At 60.0% G+C, this 14,404-nt stretch carries 15 protein-coding genes; 3 read left to right on the forward strand and 12 right to left on the reverse strand.

Going from position 1 to position 14,404, the window contains the following annotated elements; translation table 11 throughout:
* The first annotated feature begins 92 nt into the window (after positions 1–92).
* Positions 93–362 (forward strand): hypothetical protein, encoded by a 270-nt coding sequence (locus tag Q1A75_RS17100; protein WP_299551090.1) that lies wholly within the window; start codon positions 93–95, stop codon positions 360–362.
* 31 nt (positions 363–393) lie between these two features.
* Here the strand turns inward: Q1A75_RS17100 and Q1A75_RS17105 are convergent, their stop codons facing one another.
* Positions 394–1,008: a transposase gene (locus Q1A75_RS17105; RefSeq protein ID WP_299551087.1), complete on the reverse strand. Its 615-nt coding sequence runs from the start codon at positions 1,006–1,008 to the stop codon at positions 394–396.
* A 743-nt stretch (positions 1,009–1,751) separates the two neighbouring features.
* On the opposite strand from Q1A75_RS17105, the gene Q1A75_RS17110 reads away from it, so the two are divergent.
* Complete coding sequence (locus Q1A75_RS17110; RefSeq protein ID WP_299551084.1) at positions 1,752–1,943, forward strand: CTP synthetase; 192 nt, start codon at positions 1,752–1,754, stop codon at positions 1,941–1,943.
* 7 nt (positions 1,944–1,950) lie between these two features.
* Here the strand turns inward: Q1A75_RS17110 and Q1A75_RS17115 are convergent, their stop codons facing one another.
* The 9 genes from Q1A75_RS17115 to Q1A75_RS17155 all read right to left on the reverse strand — a co-directional run bounded on the left by Q1A75_RS17115 (position 1,951) and on the right by Q1A75_RS17155 (position 9,663).
* Positions 1,951–2,331: a hypothetical protein gene (locus Q1A75_RS17115; RefSeq protein WP_299551081.1), complete on the reverse strand. Its 381-nt coding sequence runs from the start codon at positions 2,329–2,331 to the stop codon at positions 1,951–1,953.
* 201 nt (positions 2,332–2,532) lie between these two features.
* Positions 2,533–3,096 carry a PA14 domain-containing protein gene (locus Q1A75_RS17120; RefSeq protein ID WP_299551078.1) on the reverse strand — a complete coding sequence of 188 codons (564 nt, stop codon included), beginning with the start codon at positions 3,094–3,096 and terminating at the stop codon, positions 2,533–2,535.
* Positions 3,097–3,214: 118 nt separating this feature from the next.
* The gene (locus tag Q1A75_RS17125; RefSeq protein WP_299551075.1) at positions 3,215–3,694 is read right to left on the reverse strand and encodes a class I SAM-dependent methyltransferase; all 480 of its coding nucleotides are present in this window, start codon (positions 3,692–3,694) and stop codon (positions 3,215–3,217) included.
* Positions 3,691–4,437 carry a polysaccharide deacetylase family protein gene (locus tag Q1A75_RS17130; protein WP_299551028.1) on the reverse strand — a complete coding sequence of 249 codons (747 nt, stop codon included), beginning with the start codon at positions 4,435–4,437 and terminating at the stop codon, positions 3,691–3,693. Before Q1A75_RS17130 ends, Q1A75_RS17125 begins: the two co-directional genes overlap by 4 nt.
* Positions 4,427–5,563: a glycosyltransferase gene (locus tag Q1A75_RS17135; RefSeq protein ID WP_299551025.1), complete on the reverse strand. Its 1,137-nt coding sequence runs from the start codon at positions 5,561–5,563 to the stop codon at positions 4,427–4,429. Before Q1A75_RS17135 ends, Q1A75_RS17130 begins: the two co-directional genes overlap by 11 nt.
* Entirely contained in the window at positions 5,563–6,141 is a 579-nt protein-coding gene (locus Q1A75_RS17140) for a histidine phosphatase family protein (RefSeq protein ID WP_299551022.1), read from the reverse strand. The genes Q1A75_RS17135 and Q1A75_RS17140 overlap by 1 nt, the downstream gene beginning before the upstream one ends.
* Entirely contained in the window at positions 6,138–7,205 is a 1,068-nt protein-coding gene (locus tag Q1A75_RS17145; protein ID WP_366142215.1) for a glycosyltransferase family 4 protein, read from the reverse strand. The genes Q1A75_RS17140 and Q1A75_RS17145 overlap by 4 nt, the downstream gene beginning before the upstream one ends.
* Positions 7,202–8,443: a glycosyltransferase family 4 protein gene (locus Q1A75_RS17150; RefSeq protein WP_299551019.1), complete on the reverse strand. Its 1,242-nt coding sequence runs from the start codon at positions 8,441–8,443 to the stop codon at positions 7,202–7,204. The genes Q1A75_RS17145 and Q1A75_RS17150 overlap by 4 nt, the downstream gene beginning before the upstream one ends.
* Positions 8,440–9,663: a glycosyltransferase gene (locus Q1A75_RS17155; protein ID WP_299551016.1), complete on the reverse strand. Its 1,224-nt coding sequence runs from the start codon at positions 9,661–9,663 to the stop codon at positions 8,440–8,442. Before Q1A75_RS17155 ends, Q1A75_RS17150 begins: the two co-directional genes overlap by 4 nt.
* 273 nt (positions 9,664–9,936) lie before the next feature.
* On the opposite strand from Q1A75_RS17155, the gene Q1A75_RS17160 reads away from it, so the two are divergent.
* Positions 9,937–12,267 (forward strand): mechanosensitive ion channel domain-containing protein, encoded by a 2,331-nt coding sequence (locus Q1A75_RS17160; protein WP_299551013.1) that lies wholly within the window; start codon positions 9,937–9,939, stop codon positions 12,265–12,267.
* Here the strand turns inward: Q1A75_RS17160 and Q1A75_RS17165 are convergent.
* Positions 12,194–13,348: an acyltransferase gene (locus Q1A75_RS17165; protein WP_299551010.1), complete on the reverse strand. Its 1,155-nt coding sequence runs from the start codon at positions 13,346–13,348 to the stop codon at positions 12,194–12,196. The genes Q1A75_RS17160 and Q1A75_RS17165 overlap by 74 nt on opposite strands.
* Positions 13,345–14,346, reverse strand: a complete 1,002-nt coding sequence (locus Q1A75_RS17170; protein ID WP_299551005.1) for a sterol desaturase family protein — start codon at positions 14,344–14,346, stop codon at positions 13,345–13,347. Before Q1A75_RS17170 ends, Q1A75_RS17165 begins: the two co-directional genes overlap by 4 nt.
* Between the last annotated feature and the right edge of the window lie 58 nt (positions 14,347–14,404).

Here is a 14,404-nt window from a genome sequence, read left to right on the forward strand (position 1 = left end):
TTCTTCATTCTGGATCGTCACTTTCATCATGCGATCCACCTTAACGACCGGTCCGAAATTCCGCGACCACCTCTGATTACAAAAGAGTTTTGATGGTGTTCACTAGATCGGACGTTGGTGACGTGCCTGTGGGACGTCCTTCTGGTGAACGAGTGCTGATTGAAGAGGTTTCAGAAAAGCCACTAGCCTTGACCTATGGCTCAGAGCTCGCGGAAGAGAGGATAAAACACGAAATTCGTGAGAGTGACGCAAACATCTTCAAAAAAGGATTTAACGTCGACGTGCGCGTGCAAACCTCGGGTGGACGTCCTGTCGCTTATTCGATCATGGAAGTGCACAGCGTTATTGAATTACCTGAATAATCTCATCACACCGCCTGAGTGAAACCCCGCCCTACAAAACCAAACCCATCCCCACCCGAAACCGCGCATCCCAATGCACTCTCGAATATGCCCAATCCTCGGGCCGTTCCACAAACCCATGCTTCACCGGGGGCTCCGCCCGTTCGCGGCTGAAACGGTCCCCCGGACCGTTTCCAAGACGCCGCTCACTCCAACAATACCGCACATGGGCGATGTAATCGGCCTCATCTCGAATGTGATGCTCCCAAAACCGCCTCTGCCAAACCCCTGCATCCCCCTTCGCGATCTTGCTTGCCGAACGCCGTAGGGTGGGGTTCCACACCACTGCATGTCCCAACCGTTTGGCCTCGGTGGGTTGAAAACCCACCCTACCGTTGTCGCGAACGGTTCGCGTAAACCGCGCCTTGATCGCGCCCCATCGCGTTGAATAGTCCCGGTCTCCGACGGGCAACGTCCAAACGCAATGCAAATGGTCTGGCAACACCACCCACGCATCAATATGAAATGGACGTTCGGCCTTGGTGCTTCGCACGGCGTCGCGCAATGCATCAATCTCATCTACCAAAACCGTCCGACCACGCTGCGCCAAGGCGACGGTGAAGAAGATGGACGCTCCGGTGATCTTGGGTCGGCGGTAATTTGGCAAGGGTAATCATGCGCGGGTCATGGTTAACGGTATTTGAACTCCAACCGGCGACGGCGCGTCGAAACCCCGCCCTACGACACCATTCCTGACCAAACCTAACCCCCTAGCACCCCTACACATTCCCGCCTTATCCCCAGCTTCTCCACAAGAAATCCACAAGCGATATCAACAACTTATCCCCAGGAAATTTCGCAAAAGCGTCATTTTTCCTTTGCGCGACTCACCCATCCTGGCCCAACCTCTCCTTACCGGCGCAGAGTTCTTCGAACAAAGCGGTGGCCGCAAAGGCCCCGGAGGCAACGGGATGATCAGGACGGACCGCAAGGTTTAGCTTGGACATCAACGGGCAACCGGATGCAGGTCGGATCGTGTGGCCCTGAAAGGGGTGTGACGAAAGGGCGGTGTCAGCAGGGTTGATGCGAGAGGCGGTTTGACTTCGGTCAGGCAGTCTCGGCGAACGGCGGTAACGCCACGAGCAAGCTGGGCCAACATGTCGCCCTCTGGGGGGATGATGAGGTTCAACGAGGCGTCAGGGTGTGCCCTCGGGCACTGCACGGATTTCGGTTCGCGCACCTGGCGCCTTTTCGTTGTCTGACCCGTGCCCGGCCACCTGCGTGCGCCCTCGCTTTCGGCGTCCTGAACATATATTCAAGCATCAACGCTCCGCACAGTTTGACCGACATCAATGCGTGCATCCAACCGCTCGTGCACACTGTCCCAAACGCAACCAACGGAGTCACCCCATGCAGCACTTCATGCTGTTCTTTGCCCTGCACATCTTCATCGGGTCCACCATGGCGGGCGCGGGCGTCATCGCCGCCTTGTCGATGGGCTATGGCGGGGCCAGTCCCATATTGATCGCAGCGGCCATCGGCTTTGCCGCCGCATTTCCTGTCACATGGCTGGTGCAGCGCCGGATCGTTGGCACGGGCTGAGCGCGCCTCAGTCCTCCCCATACATCGCCGCAATCTCCTGCGCCCGCAGCACCCGCGGATCGACATCTGCCGCCCCCTTGCCCGTGTGTCCTAACGGGGGATAGCCGCGTTCGTGCGTGATCACCGGCGTTGACCGCCAGGTGCCCCGCGCCTCGATGGCTGACACCATCCGGCTGTGGTCGATCTGTGCCCTGTGCAGCGCTTCCTGGACGTTCAGGCCGATGGCCTTGTGCAGGATCGCTTCGTCCCGCATCGGGATGATCACGGCGCGGGGTTTGCCGTGAAAGGTCAGCCACAGATGCCCCATCTCTTCGTAGACGAATTTCAGCTCGTGCCGCCCATGCCGCCGCAGGTCGCTGAAAGAAATTTGCCGAATTTCGGTTGCCACGGTGACGCACCTTTCCTTGCCCAGACCAAAATGCGCAGTTTTCGGCCGAAAATGTGCAGTTCATCAAAAACGGCCCCGAAACTGCTGTTTGGGGCCGTCTGAAAATGTGCAATTTCGGGCCGAAACATCGCGGTTTTGACCCTAAGGGGCGGGGCTGAGGCCCGGGTGAACGCACCGTCCGGTGCGCACACGCCGCCTTAACTAGTGCCCAAAGGCCGCGTCCGGCATCCACTCCGGCGCGCCTTGCCCGGCCCGCATGTGCAGACAGGCTGTGCCCGCACGCTGAAAATAGGTGATATCGACGGGGTACCAGCCCGCCTGCGGCACCTCGACCTGCACGGCCCGCGTTTCAAAGCATTTCTGGCGGCCATCAAAGTACCCCACGGTCTGCCCGCCGACCTTGGCGTCGAGGCCATCATTTGTAAGGAAATCAATGTTGTAGGTGCCGGGCGCGTCGAACTTCACATAGCCCGAGATGCCCGCCACCACGTTGTGCGCCTGCTTCGCGGTCAGTGTGTTGTCGCCGTCCAGCGTGTCGCGGTAGTCCAGACCACTCAGCGCTGGACCGGCCTTGGCCCGTTTGAGGGCGCGGTTGGCCTGATTTAAGCTTTTAACATCAGGGGGATAGGCGTATTCTACCGCCAGACCCTGCTTTAGTCCGCTTGGCTGCGGATTGGCTGGCGTCAGTTTGAGGGGGGCTGCAAGGGTGGCTGTCGCCAACACGATTGTTGTGGCGGCCAGAGCGGCCGTCTTGAACATCTTCATTTGATACTCCCGTTGGTCCCGACCGCTTTTGGCGCGGCCTTGAATCAGCACGACCTTAAAAGGCCTTGTCCGTGGCTGACAACAGCATGGGCGGAATCGTGATCAAAATGGCCCATGCCTACACGGCACGGTAGAAAAGATACCGATCGGGAGCGATTGTGTCGGGTCCGCAGATCTGTTCCAAGCCAACAAGAGGCTGTTGTGACAGGATCAAACCGCCGGGTTGCATGACTGTGGCGATCAGGGGGCTCAGGCGCTGCCCTTCTGCGACGTCCTTTTCCTTGATCCCATAACCAAAGTCATAATGTGCGAGTGCCATCTTGTGTCCGTCCCGCGCCAATTGGGCCAGCATGGGTTCTGCCTCACCCTCCAGGAAGTCCTCGGCCGGCGGGATGCAGCTGGGGTGACAGTTCAGCATACGATCGATCACCCAGATGCGGCGGTCGGGCAGTTCCTGCCGCAGGTGGTCATAGGTGCGGCCATTGCCAAGCCCCATTTCCAACACGTCGCCGTCCAGTCGTGCAATCTTTTCCGCGGCCCAGTTGATTCCATCGATTTGCGCGCTCAGCCGCCGCCGCATCGATTCCAGTCTGCTCATGTAGTTGTCTCCATCGTCCACGGCGTTGCGCCGCCAGACAGCATTTCGTTTAGGAAGCCTTGGGCAAACGCCCAGATCGCAGGTGTATGAACAAGGTGATGGGTCAAAAGGCCGAATGGTTCCTGTGCGTCTTCGGCCCCGTGCCGCCGTGCGGACAGGTGTGCGACAGCAGTCGCCACCAACGTGTCTGGCGAGACAAGGTCGCGTGTGCCCTTCCACCAGATCGGGTCAATATGAGTGTTGATTTGCATAAGCCCGTGGGCGGCGTTGGCGTTTTTGCGCGGCCCAAAGGTGGACAGGGCCGTGAACCCCTGATCGCTCAGCGTTGGAAGCAACGTATCCCGGACCCGGTTCCATGGCGGAACAAACATGTGCCTCAACCGTGCGTCGAACAGATCATGCATGCGGGACAGACCACGTGCGCTGTCGCTGGCCATGTCGGATCGGCCCGTCAAGAACTCGTTCTTTTTCTCTCCCGGAGCACTATGATCCTGATGCGTCCATCCGTGTACGACCGGGATCAATCTCGTGCCATCCACATGCCCCACCAAATCGTCTGTCGCATGTGCCGGTATGATCGCAAGATGCACTGACAACTCAACGGCCTCGGACAATGTCGTCAACTGATCAAGCGCTGCCGTGGGGGCAATGGCATCGTCGTCCCGCCACCAGAACGGCACTGGCTGTCCGTCGCGCCGACATGCGGCCAGTTCGGTCCGCAGGGGTGTCCAATCAATTTGCATATGACCTCTTTGCCAACAGGGCGTGCACTATATCGACGCTTTGTCTGGCGCCATCCATGCCCGTTGTTCTGGGAGATCGGTGGTTCTGTTGCACCAGTCCGCTCAGGGCATGTGCCAAGGTTGATCCGGACAGGTCCGCCTGCCGCAGCACGGACACAGCGGGCAGTGCGGCCAAGGCATCCGCGCGCAAACCCTGTTCGACCTCGCCGCCGTCGTCAAAGGGGATAAAGATGGCCGGAACGCCGGTTTGCAAGACATCGAGGGCTGTGTTGTATCCACACATCGACACTGATGCGGTGGCCGCAGCCAGCAGATCGCGAAAGTCAGCGCGCGGCCCTTCGACCGTCACGTTGGCAGGGGCGCGATCGGTCCACAGGGTGCTACGTGTGTTGCCACCGCCAACAAGGAATCGCCAAGGCCGCCCGGGATCCAGTTCGGCAGCGGCGCATGCGGTCTCAAACACCTTGTCGCCAACTGCGCCACCGCCTGCGCTGACGAGGATTTCATAATTGGACGGGACGTCCGTGTCTGGCGCTGGTGGGGCGACAAAGCCTGTATAGCGCAGTTTGCGCTGCAACATGTCAGACACGGGCCAACTGTTTTCCAGCGGAACGACCTCAGGGTCAGAGTGGACGAGGACCGCGTCATAGAAACGATTCACAAGCTGATCTGCAAAGGCGGCCTTGGCTGGCTTGGACGGTGGGGCAAGGATATCCCGAATGGACGACAGGATCAGGGGGCGGGATGGCAGGCCATCAGATGCTTCAAGCAAGGCCTGAAACTCTGCCTTCAGGGTGCGGCGCCCAAACGGAAACAGTTCGGTGATCAGAACGTCAGGTGTCTGCTCTTTGAGGTGGTCGACAAGTATTGTCTGCCGCGCCGCCAGATAGGCGTCACTTGCAACGTCGCCCGTTTCGGTCAGCAGTGTTAAAAAATCAGTGCCGTTGGATTGCAATGGCGGCAATTGGACAAGGCTCAGCCCCGTGCTGTCAAAGTGGGGAACGGGTTTGCCCCCGCTGACAATGGTAACCGCGTCTCCCGCCTCAACAAAGGCCCGCCCCAGTGTCAGTGCACGTGCAAGATGCCCGGTGCCCAGCAGATGCGTGACAACAATCGTGACCTGCATCAACGCTGCTCCAATCTTTGGGTGTCGGGCCGCAGCGTCAGCGCGCCGTTGTCGACCTCCAGCACAAACAAGCGGTTGCGCTTGATGCGAAACGGGGCAGGTCCGGCAAAGTCCCAGCCGGTTGCCATGGCCATCAATACGCGCATCGTGCCGATGTGGCACACAGCGACGGTGTCGCGGGTCAATGCATCCAGCCATGGTTGCAAGCGTCCGCGCAGACTGTCCGGCGTTTCGCCACCCGGTGGACAATAGTGCCACCCCCAGTCTTCGATATGGCGGAACCCGCTGTTTACATCGGCTGACAGATCCGCGCCGTGGCATCCTTCCCAATCCCCCCAGTTCATCTCGATCAAGCAAGGTTCGATGTGCGGCGCACGACCTGCCACCAGAGCGGCGGTTTCCGTGGCGCGGGCCAATGGGCTCGACACCAGATCGTCAGTGCTGAAGTCATCTGGCAGACGGAAACCGGACAGGTCACGGCGCGCGATGTCATCAAGGGGAATATCGCTGCGCCCCTGCAGGCGCCCCTCGCGGTTCCAGGCGGTGTGACCATGGCGCAAAAGGGCGAGGCGGATCATGTCATGCCCTTGATTGCTGTGCGCAATGTGGCTGCGGCAGCGGGCAGTAGGTGCTGTTGGGAGACGCGCGCACGTGCTTGCGTGCCCAGGTGTTTGAGGGCTGCCCGATCGGTCAACATATCGGTCAGCCGCGCGGCCATGGCATGCGGACCGTCTGAAACTGCAGGCTGCATGCCCGCAACCACGTCGCGCACCCCGGGCCGGTCCTGCGCGACAACTGGCAGACCGGTTGCCTGTGCCTCAAGATAGGCATAGCCGAACGCTTCGTTCACGCCGGGCCAGAACAACAGGCGGGCCCTTTCATAGTGCTGTTGCAGCTCTTCGGCGGGTAAGGCGCCCAGCATGCGAACTCGTGCGCCAAAGGGGGCCATCAACCGCGTCACCTCTGCTTCGGCGGGGCCGTCGCCCGCAATGGTCAGTTGCCAATCCAGCCCAGCGTCCAGCAGTGCCAGCGTGTCAGCAATCAGCGTGTAAGAGCCAAGCTTGTCTCCGCCCCGCATCATGCCGACGCTCAGCATCCCGCCGTTATAGTCGGATTGCGTGGGCAAGTCGGCGCGATCAAGGAATGGGCGCAGATGTGTCAAAACCTGACCCGTAGGCGCATCGCGGCGCAGCGTTTCGGCATCACGCCCGGTCACATAAAAAATGGTGTGGGCCTGATCACTGGCGGCCTCGGCAGCCTCGGCAAACCGTGCCCACGGGCCCGTCAAGCGTTTGCGCGCACGGGTGCTTTCCACCTGCACATAAGGAATGTCCAAGGCGCGGGCGACAGCCGGGCCGATCAAGTCCGGGGCCTTGTAATAGTTGTGATAGGTCAGCCAGCACCGCCATGTTCTGGCCCCGGGGCCAGAGACGATGCGCGTTACCTCTGTATCTGCTTGCTTGATCAGTTCGGTCTGCGCTGCAGTGTCGCCGGTCCGGTCATAAATGCGCAGGTCCGACGCCACCGTGATTGGAAACTCGGCGTACTCCAATGCCTTGATCAGCGCGCGGGCCATGGTCCGGTCACCCGATGGCACCGGATGATCAGGCGCCTTGAGCGGAGCATAGAACGCGACGGTCACGCAGGGTCCATGATGCCGCGCAACCGCTGGGCAAGATGCGCAATACCGGGCTGCATGGTGAAGTCGGTGTGCAGACGGGTATGGGCCGCCTCGGCCATGGCCGTGCCCAATGAGGGATCGCGGGCAACACGCATCATCGCGTCGGCAAGGGCCGCCGGATCGTCAGCGCTCAGGATGCCATGCACGCCATTGTCGATGAATTCGGGGATGGCAGAGACCGGCGTGCTGAGGATCGGCAGCTTCTGGCTGGCGGCTTCCATCAGGACATTGGGCAGACCATCGCGGTCACCGTCCGCGGCCACCCGGCTGGGCAGGACAAACAGGTCAGCGGCCTGCATCGCCGCGATCACCTCTGGCTGGTCACATGCACCACGCCATGTGATGCGGTCGGACAGCTCCAAGCGTGCGGCCCGGTCTCGCAGTGTCTGCCCCAAGCCACCGCCCCCGATGTGGGTCCAGTGCCAATCCACGTCCTTGGGCAACAGGGCCATCCCATCCAGCAGGCGATCAAAGCCCTTCTTTTCGACCAAGCGGCCCACAGACAACATATGAAAAGGACCCGTAGGCCTCCGAGCCGCGCGATCGGGTGCGACCGGAAAGCGTGCCAGGTCCAACCCGTGATAGACAAGATCAACAGGCGTATTCCTGGATAAACCGTTCAAGTGCTCTGCCCCAAATGCTGTACAGGTGGCGCCAAAGGCTGCGCCTGCGGTTGCTGCATCCAGCTTGTCCTGCAATTCCCATTCAGGTGAGGTCCAGATGTCCTTGGCATGGGCCGAAAAGGACCATGGCACACCGCGCAGTATCGCGGCATAACGTGCGACCGACGATGGTGTGTGCAGAAAATGTGCGTAAAGGGCCGTGGTATCGGCCGGCAATTCGCGTGCCATGACACAGGCCTGCCCAAAACGCCGTACGCGGTTGCGCGTTTTGTCGCGCGCCAGGTCACGTAGAAACTGGCGCAAAGCGGGCCAGAAGGCACGCCGTGTCATGCCCCAGATCAGCCCGCGCAGTACCCGCATGGGTTCATCGCGCAGGTATTCCGGCAGATAGTGCACCTCGGCGTTCAGCCGGTCATGCAGCGGGTGGGTTTTTGTGTCGGTCGGGTGGCGCAGCGACCAGATGGCAAAGTCTATCCCGGCCTCTTCCAGCGCGACCAGTTCCTGGGCGATGAAGGTCTCGGACAGACGCGGCCAGCCTTTGACGGCAATTGCCAAACGGGGGGATCTGGATGTCATTCGGCGGCGTCGGTCAACGGATGCTGCATCAGCGCCTGCGCACGGGCATTGACCACGTCCAGCCCGTCAAGCAGGCCATCAGCCCCCGCCTCGGACGGGCGTCTTTGGTGAGGAAGGGCGCGGATCGCTGCAACCATCGCATCTGTGGTCAACTCTTCGCGGAAGCGGTCGATGTTGCGGACAAGTCCAAGTTCCTCGGCCCGGTGGGCGCGGATCCATTGTTCCAGCCGTGGCTGCGTGCGCGGGACGATGACGGCACGCTGATCAAAGGACAGCAATTCGCAGAACGTGTTGTAGCCGCCCATGCAAATAACACCTTCGGCTCCTGCAAAGAGCGGTTCGATCTTGCTGTCGAACCCGGTCGAGGTCACACGACCACCAAGCGCTTCAACGCGGGTTTCGAACCGTTCGCGCACCTCGCCGGACAGGAACGGGCCATAGACCAGAACCGCATGCGGATGCAGATCTGGATCCTGTTCATATGCAGACAGCACAAGATCGACCATCGCTGCGCCATCGCCACCACCACCGGGGGTGACAAGGATATATGGGGTGTCGGGCACTTCCGCCGCATCCACGATGCTGCGCCGCAAGTAACCGGTCCAGACTGTTCTGCTGCGCACATCGGCTGACAAGGGCAGGCCTTGGGTCGGGTCATAGACCAACCGCATGCCATAGACCCAGACTTCGTCATAGAGGGTCTCGGTGGCCTCAACGGCGCCTTTGCGGGCCCATTCGGTGGCCAGCACGTCAGGCTCGTCCAGCACGTCGCGCAGACCCAGAACGATGCGGGTCTTGCTGCCTTCGCGCAGGCGCTTCAGGGTGTCGAGCAGTTCACCCCGAAAGCCGGTCGGCTCCTTGTCGACGATCAGAAGGTCAGGTTCGTACTGGTCGATGGTTGAATCGATCAATGCAGAACGCAGGGCCGTGGTTGCCTCGATATCCATGCCCTCGGTCTGGCTGATATAGCTGCCATCGGCCAATTTTTTGACACCCGGCAGGCGCACGTGGTCCACCGCCGGCGGGAAGGTGAACCGCCCCGCCACAGGGCTGCCGGTCAGAATGATAGCGCTTTCGGCGACACCGGATTCCGTCAGGGCCGAAGCAAGCGCACGGCTGCGTCGCAGGTGGCCCAGACCAAACGTATCGTGGCTGTACAGCACGACGCGACCCGGGCGGGCACCAATCGAGGTTGGCGAAACAGGAGTGGAATGGCCCATCGTCGTCTTCTTTTCCCCGTCTCCTCGCGGACGTCACCATCCTTGACGCTCAGAGAATCCCTCCGACGCGTATAGCACAGAGTTTGCGTTCCCCAAGATCACAACCGCCAGCCTGGACAACACCTTTTTCGCGCTATCGCAAAAATGGGACGCTTTGTAAAACCACTGTTTATCCGACTGATCGCGGCTGTTCACGTCCAGGTAGATGCAATTGTCATCGCACTTGCGGTCGCGTAGCGTCGCTGAAACCTGACAGTTCTGCGAAACCGCATTATGACCCATTCCCTTTGCCGCCTTCTGATCTTGATCAACCTGGCCGTCTTTGTCCCGATTGTGTTGCACGCTCAGGGTCTGGGCAGTCTGTTGCCGGGGGCAACCGCAACCGAAACCGGTCCGGGTGACATCACAGATATAATGGAAAGTGCAGCGCAGAACGGGATCAACGTGATTGTCATTGACAGCGATGGCCGCGTGATTACCCAGACCGGGACTGTGGCTGCTGAAGCTGAAGCGCCTGGCAGTGGCACCACGCTCATGGCGATACAGGATGATGCGGTTGCCTTCCGCACGGCACTGGTGGACAGGCTTTTGAACCTGCCGGTCGCGTTCAACGAGGTGGCTTATATCCTGCGCGCCACTAGTCCCGATGGCACGATCTTTGCTTACGTACAGGCGCTTGTCATAAGTTTGGCATTGTTTGCCGCGGGCATGGTGTTTGAGGCACAGGTGTTCGGCAAGCGCATCGCGAAACGCTTTGTGGTGAACCGCATCCATGACGCGCCGGATGGCTATGTTGAAAAGATGCCGTTCCTCGTCTTCCGTTTCTTCATGGGAGTGGTTGGCACGCTGGTCTCCATGGCCGTGGCCTATCTGCTCGGCGCAATCATCTTTGGCCCGCTTGAAGATGCGGCCATGCAGTTCACGGTCACATTGATCAATATCGGGTACTTCCTAGCCCGTGTCGTGGCGGGGCTATGGCGCATGATCCTGTCGCCTTACCTGCCGCAATACCGCATTCCGCTGTTCAGCGATGGCGATGCGCGTAAGCTGCACCTTTGGTTGTCCGGCGTCGCAGCCTTTGGGTTTTTTGCCATCCTCTTCGGCGTCTGGATCGAGGAACTGGGCCTCAACAATGAGGTCCATGTCTTTCTCTTCTCCTTGCTCAGCCTGTTGGTCATGTTCCTGAACATCATGCTGGTGATTGCGAATGGCCGTGCCATCACCGGGGCCATTCTGAATGGCAAGGCCGCCTCGGATGCCACTTGGGTCCTGCGCACCCTGTCGCGGGTGTGGGCGCCAATGGCCGTGCTGTATTTCCTGTTTGCCTGGGGTGAGCAGACCTATCACCTTGTCATCGGGGATCCGCTTGGCGTGCCACTGTTGGCGGCAGCGTGGGGCATCCTGACCACGATCATCGTGGTCTACGGTGTTATCAACTTCTTTATCGAACGCAGCTTTGCGCGGGCGCATATCGTGCGCGAACATAACGCCGTGCCCGAGGCTGAACTGGCCGCAGAACCCCAGGCGGCAACCATTGTCACTGCCCCCCGGATCACAAGTTTCGAAGGATTGGCCCAGCGGGTTGCGGGGATCTTGGCCTTCGTCGCAGGGATCTATGCCTTCGTCACGATCTGGAGCCCCGAAGCGCCCATGATGGGCGACAGCTGGACCGACCGGCTGCTCGACATCATCGTGATCCTTTTCATTGGCTACATTGCGTACAACGCTTTCCGCATCTGGATCGATAACAAGATCCTGGAAGAACAGGGTGATGTGCAAGAGGTCGAACTGGGCGACGAGGGCGGCGGCTCGTCCGCCTCGCGTTTGGCCACGCTCCTGCCGCTGTTCCGCAACTTCGTCCTGATCGTCATTGTCCTGACCGGTCTTCTGATCATGTTGATGGAGATGGGGGTGAATGTCGGCCCGCTCTTTGCCGGTGCCGGTATCGTGGGTGTGGCCGTTGGCTTTGGCTCGCAATCGCTGGTGCGCGATATTTTCTCTGGCGCGTTCTTCCTGTTCGACGATGCCTTCCGAAAGGGCGAATATATCGACGTGGGCGGGGTCAAGGGGACGGTGGAAAGCATCAGCGTCCGCAGCTTCCAACTGCGCCACCACCTAGGCGCGCTGCACACCATCCCCTTTGGCGAAATTCAGGTGCTGACCAACTATTCCCGTGATTGGGTGATCATGAAGCTGCCTTTGCGCGTGACCTATGACACCGATGTGGAAAAGGTGCGCAAACTGATCAAGAACCTGCGCGTCGCGCTACTGGATGATCTGGTGATCGGAGACAACTTCATCCAACCCCTGAAGTCGCAGGGCGTGATCGAGATGCAGGACAGCGCCATGATCATCCGGGTCAAGTTCATGACCAAGCCCGGCGACCAGTGGCTGGTGCGCAAGAAGGTCTACGAGGAAATCCGCGCGCTGTTTGAACGCGAGGGTATCAAATTCGCCCACCGCGAGGTGACGGTGCGACTGGCGGACGGGCAAAAGGCTGATGATCTGAACGAAGAAGACCGCAATGCCATCACGGCCGCTGCGCAGGCGTCTCTGGAAGAAGAGTTGCTTGAGGATGCGGCTGACTTTGCGGACGACCGCTAAGGCCTGCGCCACTGGCAATACCCTTCAAGGCAGATCGCACCGTCGCAATGGGGCGTTCAAAGATCTGTGCAAACACCAGACCGGCGGCGACGGACCCAAAGAACAACAGCGCATCGCATGATACTGTCTCGGCTGGGAATGCGGCGTCGATCAGGTGCAGCACCGGGTAGTGTACCACGTAGATCGAAAAGCTTGCCCCGGCCCACCAGCGCAGATGCGGGTGTGCGCCCTGGTAGCCCTGTGCCAGACGCGCCATTCCAATGACGTGGAGTGCAGTCATCAAGCCGATCATGCCATTCCAGACGAACTCGTCCGAAAAGACCAGAATGTAGCGATAGTGCGCGGGTGCAAATGCCTCTGCGGTGGCTTGCGCCAGCATATCCGGGACGTTGAAGGCCTGACACAAGACATATGCCAAGGGGCCGCCCCACGCGAGACTGCGCGCAACACCCTCTGTCATCTGTGCCGCACGACCGGATTTGACGTAGTGCCAGACGGTAACGCCCATCAACCACGCGGGCATCAGCAGCAGGATGCGCGGGCCAAAGACAACGCCAAGCGCAGTCAGCAACACAAGCCGCCGCGCGCCCGTGCAAAACACAGCGACGCCAAACAGCACGTAATACGCTGCCTCATAGCTCAGCGACCACAACGGGCCGTTCGTGCCCAGCCGGACCCGCTCGAACAGGCCCCATTCGTTCGACATGGTGAGACCGCGCACCAGCATCTCCCACAGGGGCAGGTGCTGGTAAAAGCTGTTGGGGTAGGCCGACACATCCATGGGTCGCCCGATCCGGTCCAGCACGAAGGTCAAAAGGATGGCTGGCAGCAGTACGGACAGCAGCCTCGTGACGCGGTTGAACGTGTAGGTCCCAAGGCTCTTGTCCCGTTCGGCAGCAAAGGCAATGACCAGGCCCGAGATCACAAAGAAAACGATGACAGCATCACTGCCGACATTCAGCTCGCGGACAAACTCGTAGTCCCCGCGCGTGAACCGCGCATAGGCCACATGGGAAAACACCACGATCAGCGTGGCCGCCACGCGGAGCGCATCCAGCCAAAGGGACAGACCGCGCGTCACTGCGCGGTCTCGCGGTTCTGGGGCGATGCAGGATCGTCAGTCGTGCCCTTGGTCAGCGTCTGCCATGCCTCGACAAAAGGATGCAGTAAGGCGGCGCGCAGGGTGGGGTGTGGCTGCTCGATTGGCACACCGTTCTCATCCGACAGGCCGAAGCTGAGGATCTCATGTTCCTTGGGCACATAAAGCGAACCAAACATCAGATCCCAGAACGCGAACACCTCGCCATAGTTCTTGTTATAGTGTTTGGGGTCGTTGGAATGATGCACTTGGTGCTGAGCCGGTGAGATCAGGATATGCTCCATCACACGCCCATAGCTCAGCCAGACATGGCTGTGGCGCAGGTTGGCCCCGAAGGCGTTGAACAGGAAATAGCCTGCGTTCACACTGCCAATGGTCAGCACGTCGATCTTACCCATCAGCAGGAACAGCATCAGCGCCTGAACAGCCCCGATAATCAGGGCGTAAATCAGCAAACGGATCACCACGAAAACAGGGTGATTGCGGTTCGCGGTCAGGGGCGTCAGCACCTCTGCCGAATGATGCAGGGCGTGGAACGGCCAAAGCAGCGCGTTTTCATGATGCAGGCGATGCGCCCAGTATTTGCAGAAATCCAGCGTCAGGATCATGATCAGCGTGGCAAGAGCCAGCTTGCCCCATTCACCCGCACCCACTGCCGGGGCGAGGTCCCCGCCGGTGGCGTCCAGCATCATGGTCAAGAGGCCCGATGTGACAACGGGCGTTAGCGTCACGGCGGCAAAGAAACCCGAGACTGTCAGCAGCTTGTTGAACAGGAAGATCTGGATATCAACGAGGTTCGATTTGTGCGTATAGACCGCACGCGGCAGCAGGAACGCAGTGAACGATGTGGGCCGCCCGCGGACCCGCCAGATCACATAGACCAACGCGACGGTCAGGCAGAGATAAAGCAACGCAAGACGCGAGTTCCAGTCGAACAGGAACCCGGTAAACCCTTCCAGAAGTTCATAAAAAGCGTCCATTTCGCCCTCTCACGCCTTGTGTTGGGCACAGCGATAGGGGGCAAATTTGTTGAGAGTA

Origin of the sequence: uncultured Tateyamaria sp., from assembly GCF_947504105.1 — a bacterium.
Lineage (GTDB): Bacteria > Pseudomonadota > Alphaproteobacteria > Rhodobacterales > Rhodobacteraceae > Tateyamaria.

Bases quoted from the DNA above. Each gene is read 5' to 3' on its own strand.
- Q1A75_RS17135 (WP_299551025.1), bottom strand. From the start codon at position 5,563: ATGCAGGTCACGATTGTTGTCACGCATCTGCTGGGCACCGGGCATCTT.
- Q1A75_RS17155 (WP_299551016.1), bottom strand. From the start codon at position 9,663: ATGGGCCATTCCACTCCTGTTTCGCCAACCTCGATTGGTGCCCGCCCG.
- Q1A75_RS17100 (WP_299551090.1), top strand. From the start codon at position 93: ATGGTGTTCACTAGATCGGACGTTGGTGACGTGCCTGTGGGACGTCCT.
- Q1A75_RS17170 (WP_299551005.1), bottom strand. From the start codon at position 14,346: ATGGACGCTTTTTATGAACTTCTGGAAGGGTTTACCGGGTTCCTGTTC.
- Q1A75_RS17150 (WP_299551019.1), bottom strand. From the start codon at position 8,443: ATGACATCCAGATCCCCCCGTTTGGCAATTGCCGTCAAAGGCTGGCCG.
- Q1A75_RS17125 (WP_299551075.1), bottom strand. From the start codon at position 3,694: ATGAGCAGACTGGAATCGATGCGGCGGCGGCTGAGCGCGCAAATCGAT.
- Q1A75_RS17160 (WP_299551013.1), top strand. From the start codon at position 9,937: ATGACCCATTCCCTTTGCCGCCTTCTGATCTTGATCAACCTGGCCGTC.
- Q1A75_RS17110 (WP_299551084.1), top strand. From the start codon at position 1,752: ATGCAGCACTTCATGCTGTTCTTTGCCCTGCACATCTTCATCGGGTCC.
- Q1A75_RS17120 (WP_299551078.1), bottom strand. From the start codon at position 3,096: ATGAAGATGTTCAAGACGGCCGCTCTGGCCGCCACAACAATCGTGTTG.
- Q1A75_RS17130 (WP_299551028.1), bottom strand. From the start codon at position 4,437: ATGCAAATTGATTGGACACCCCTGCGGACCGAACTGGCCGCATGTCGG.
- Q1A75_RS17140 (WP_299551022.1), bottom strand. From the start codon at position 6,141: ATGATCCGCCTCGCCCTTTTGCGCCATGGTCACACCGCCTGGAACCGC.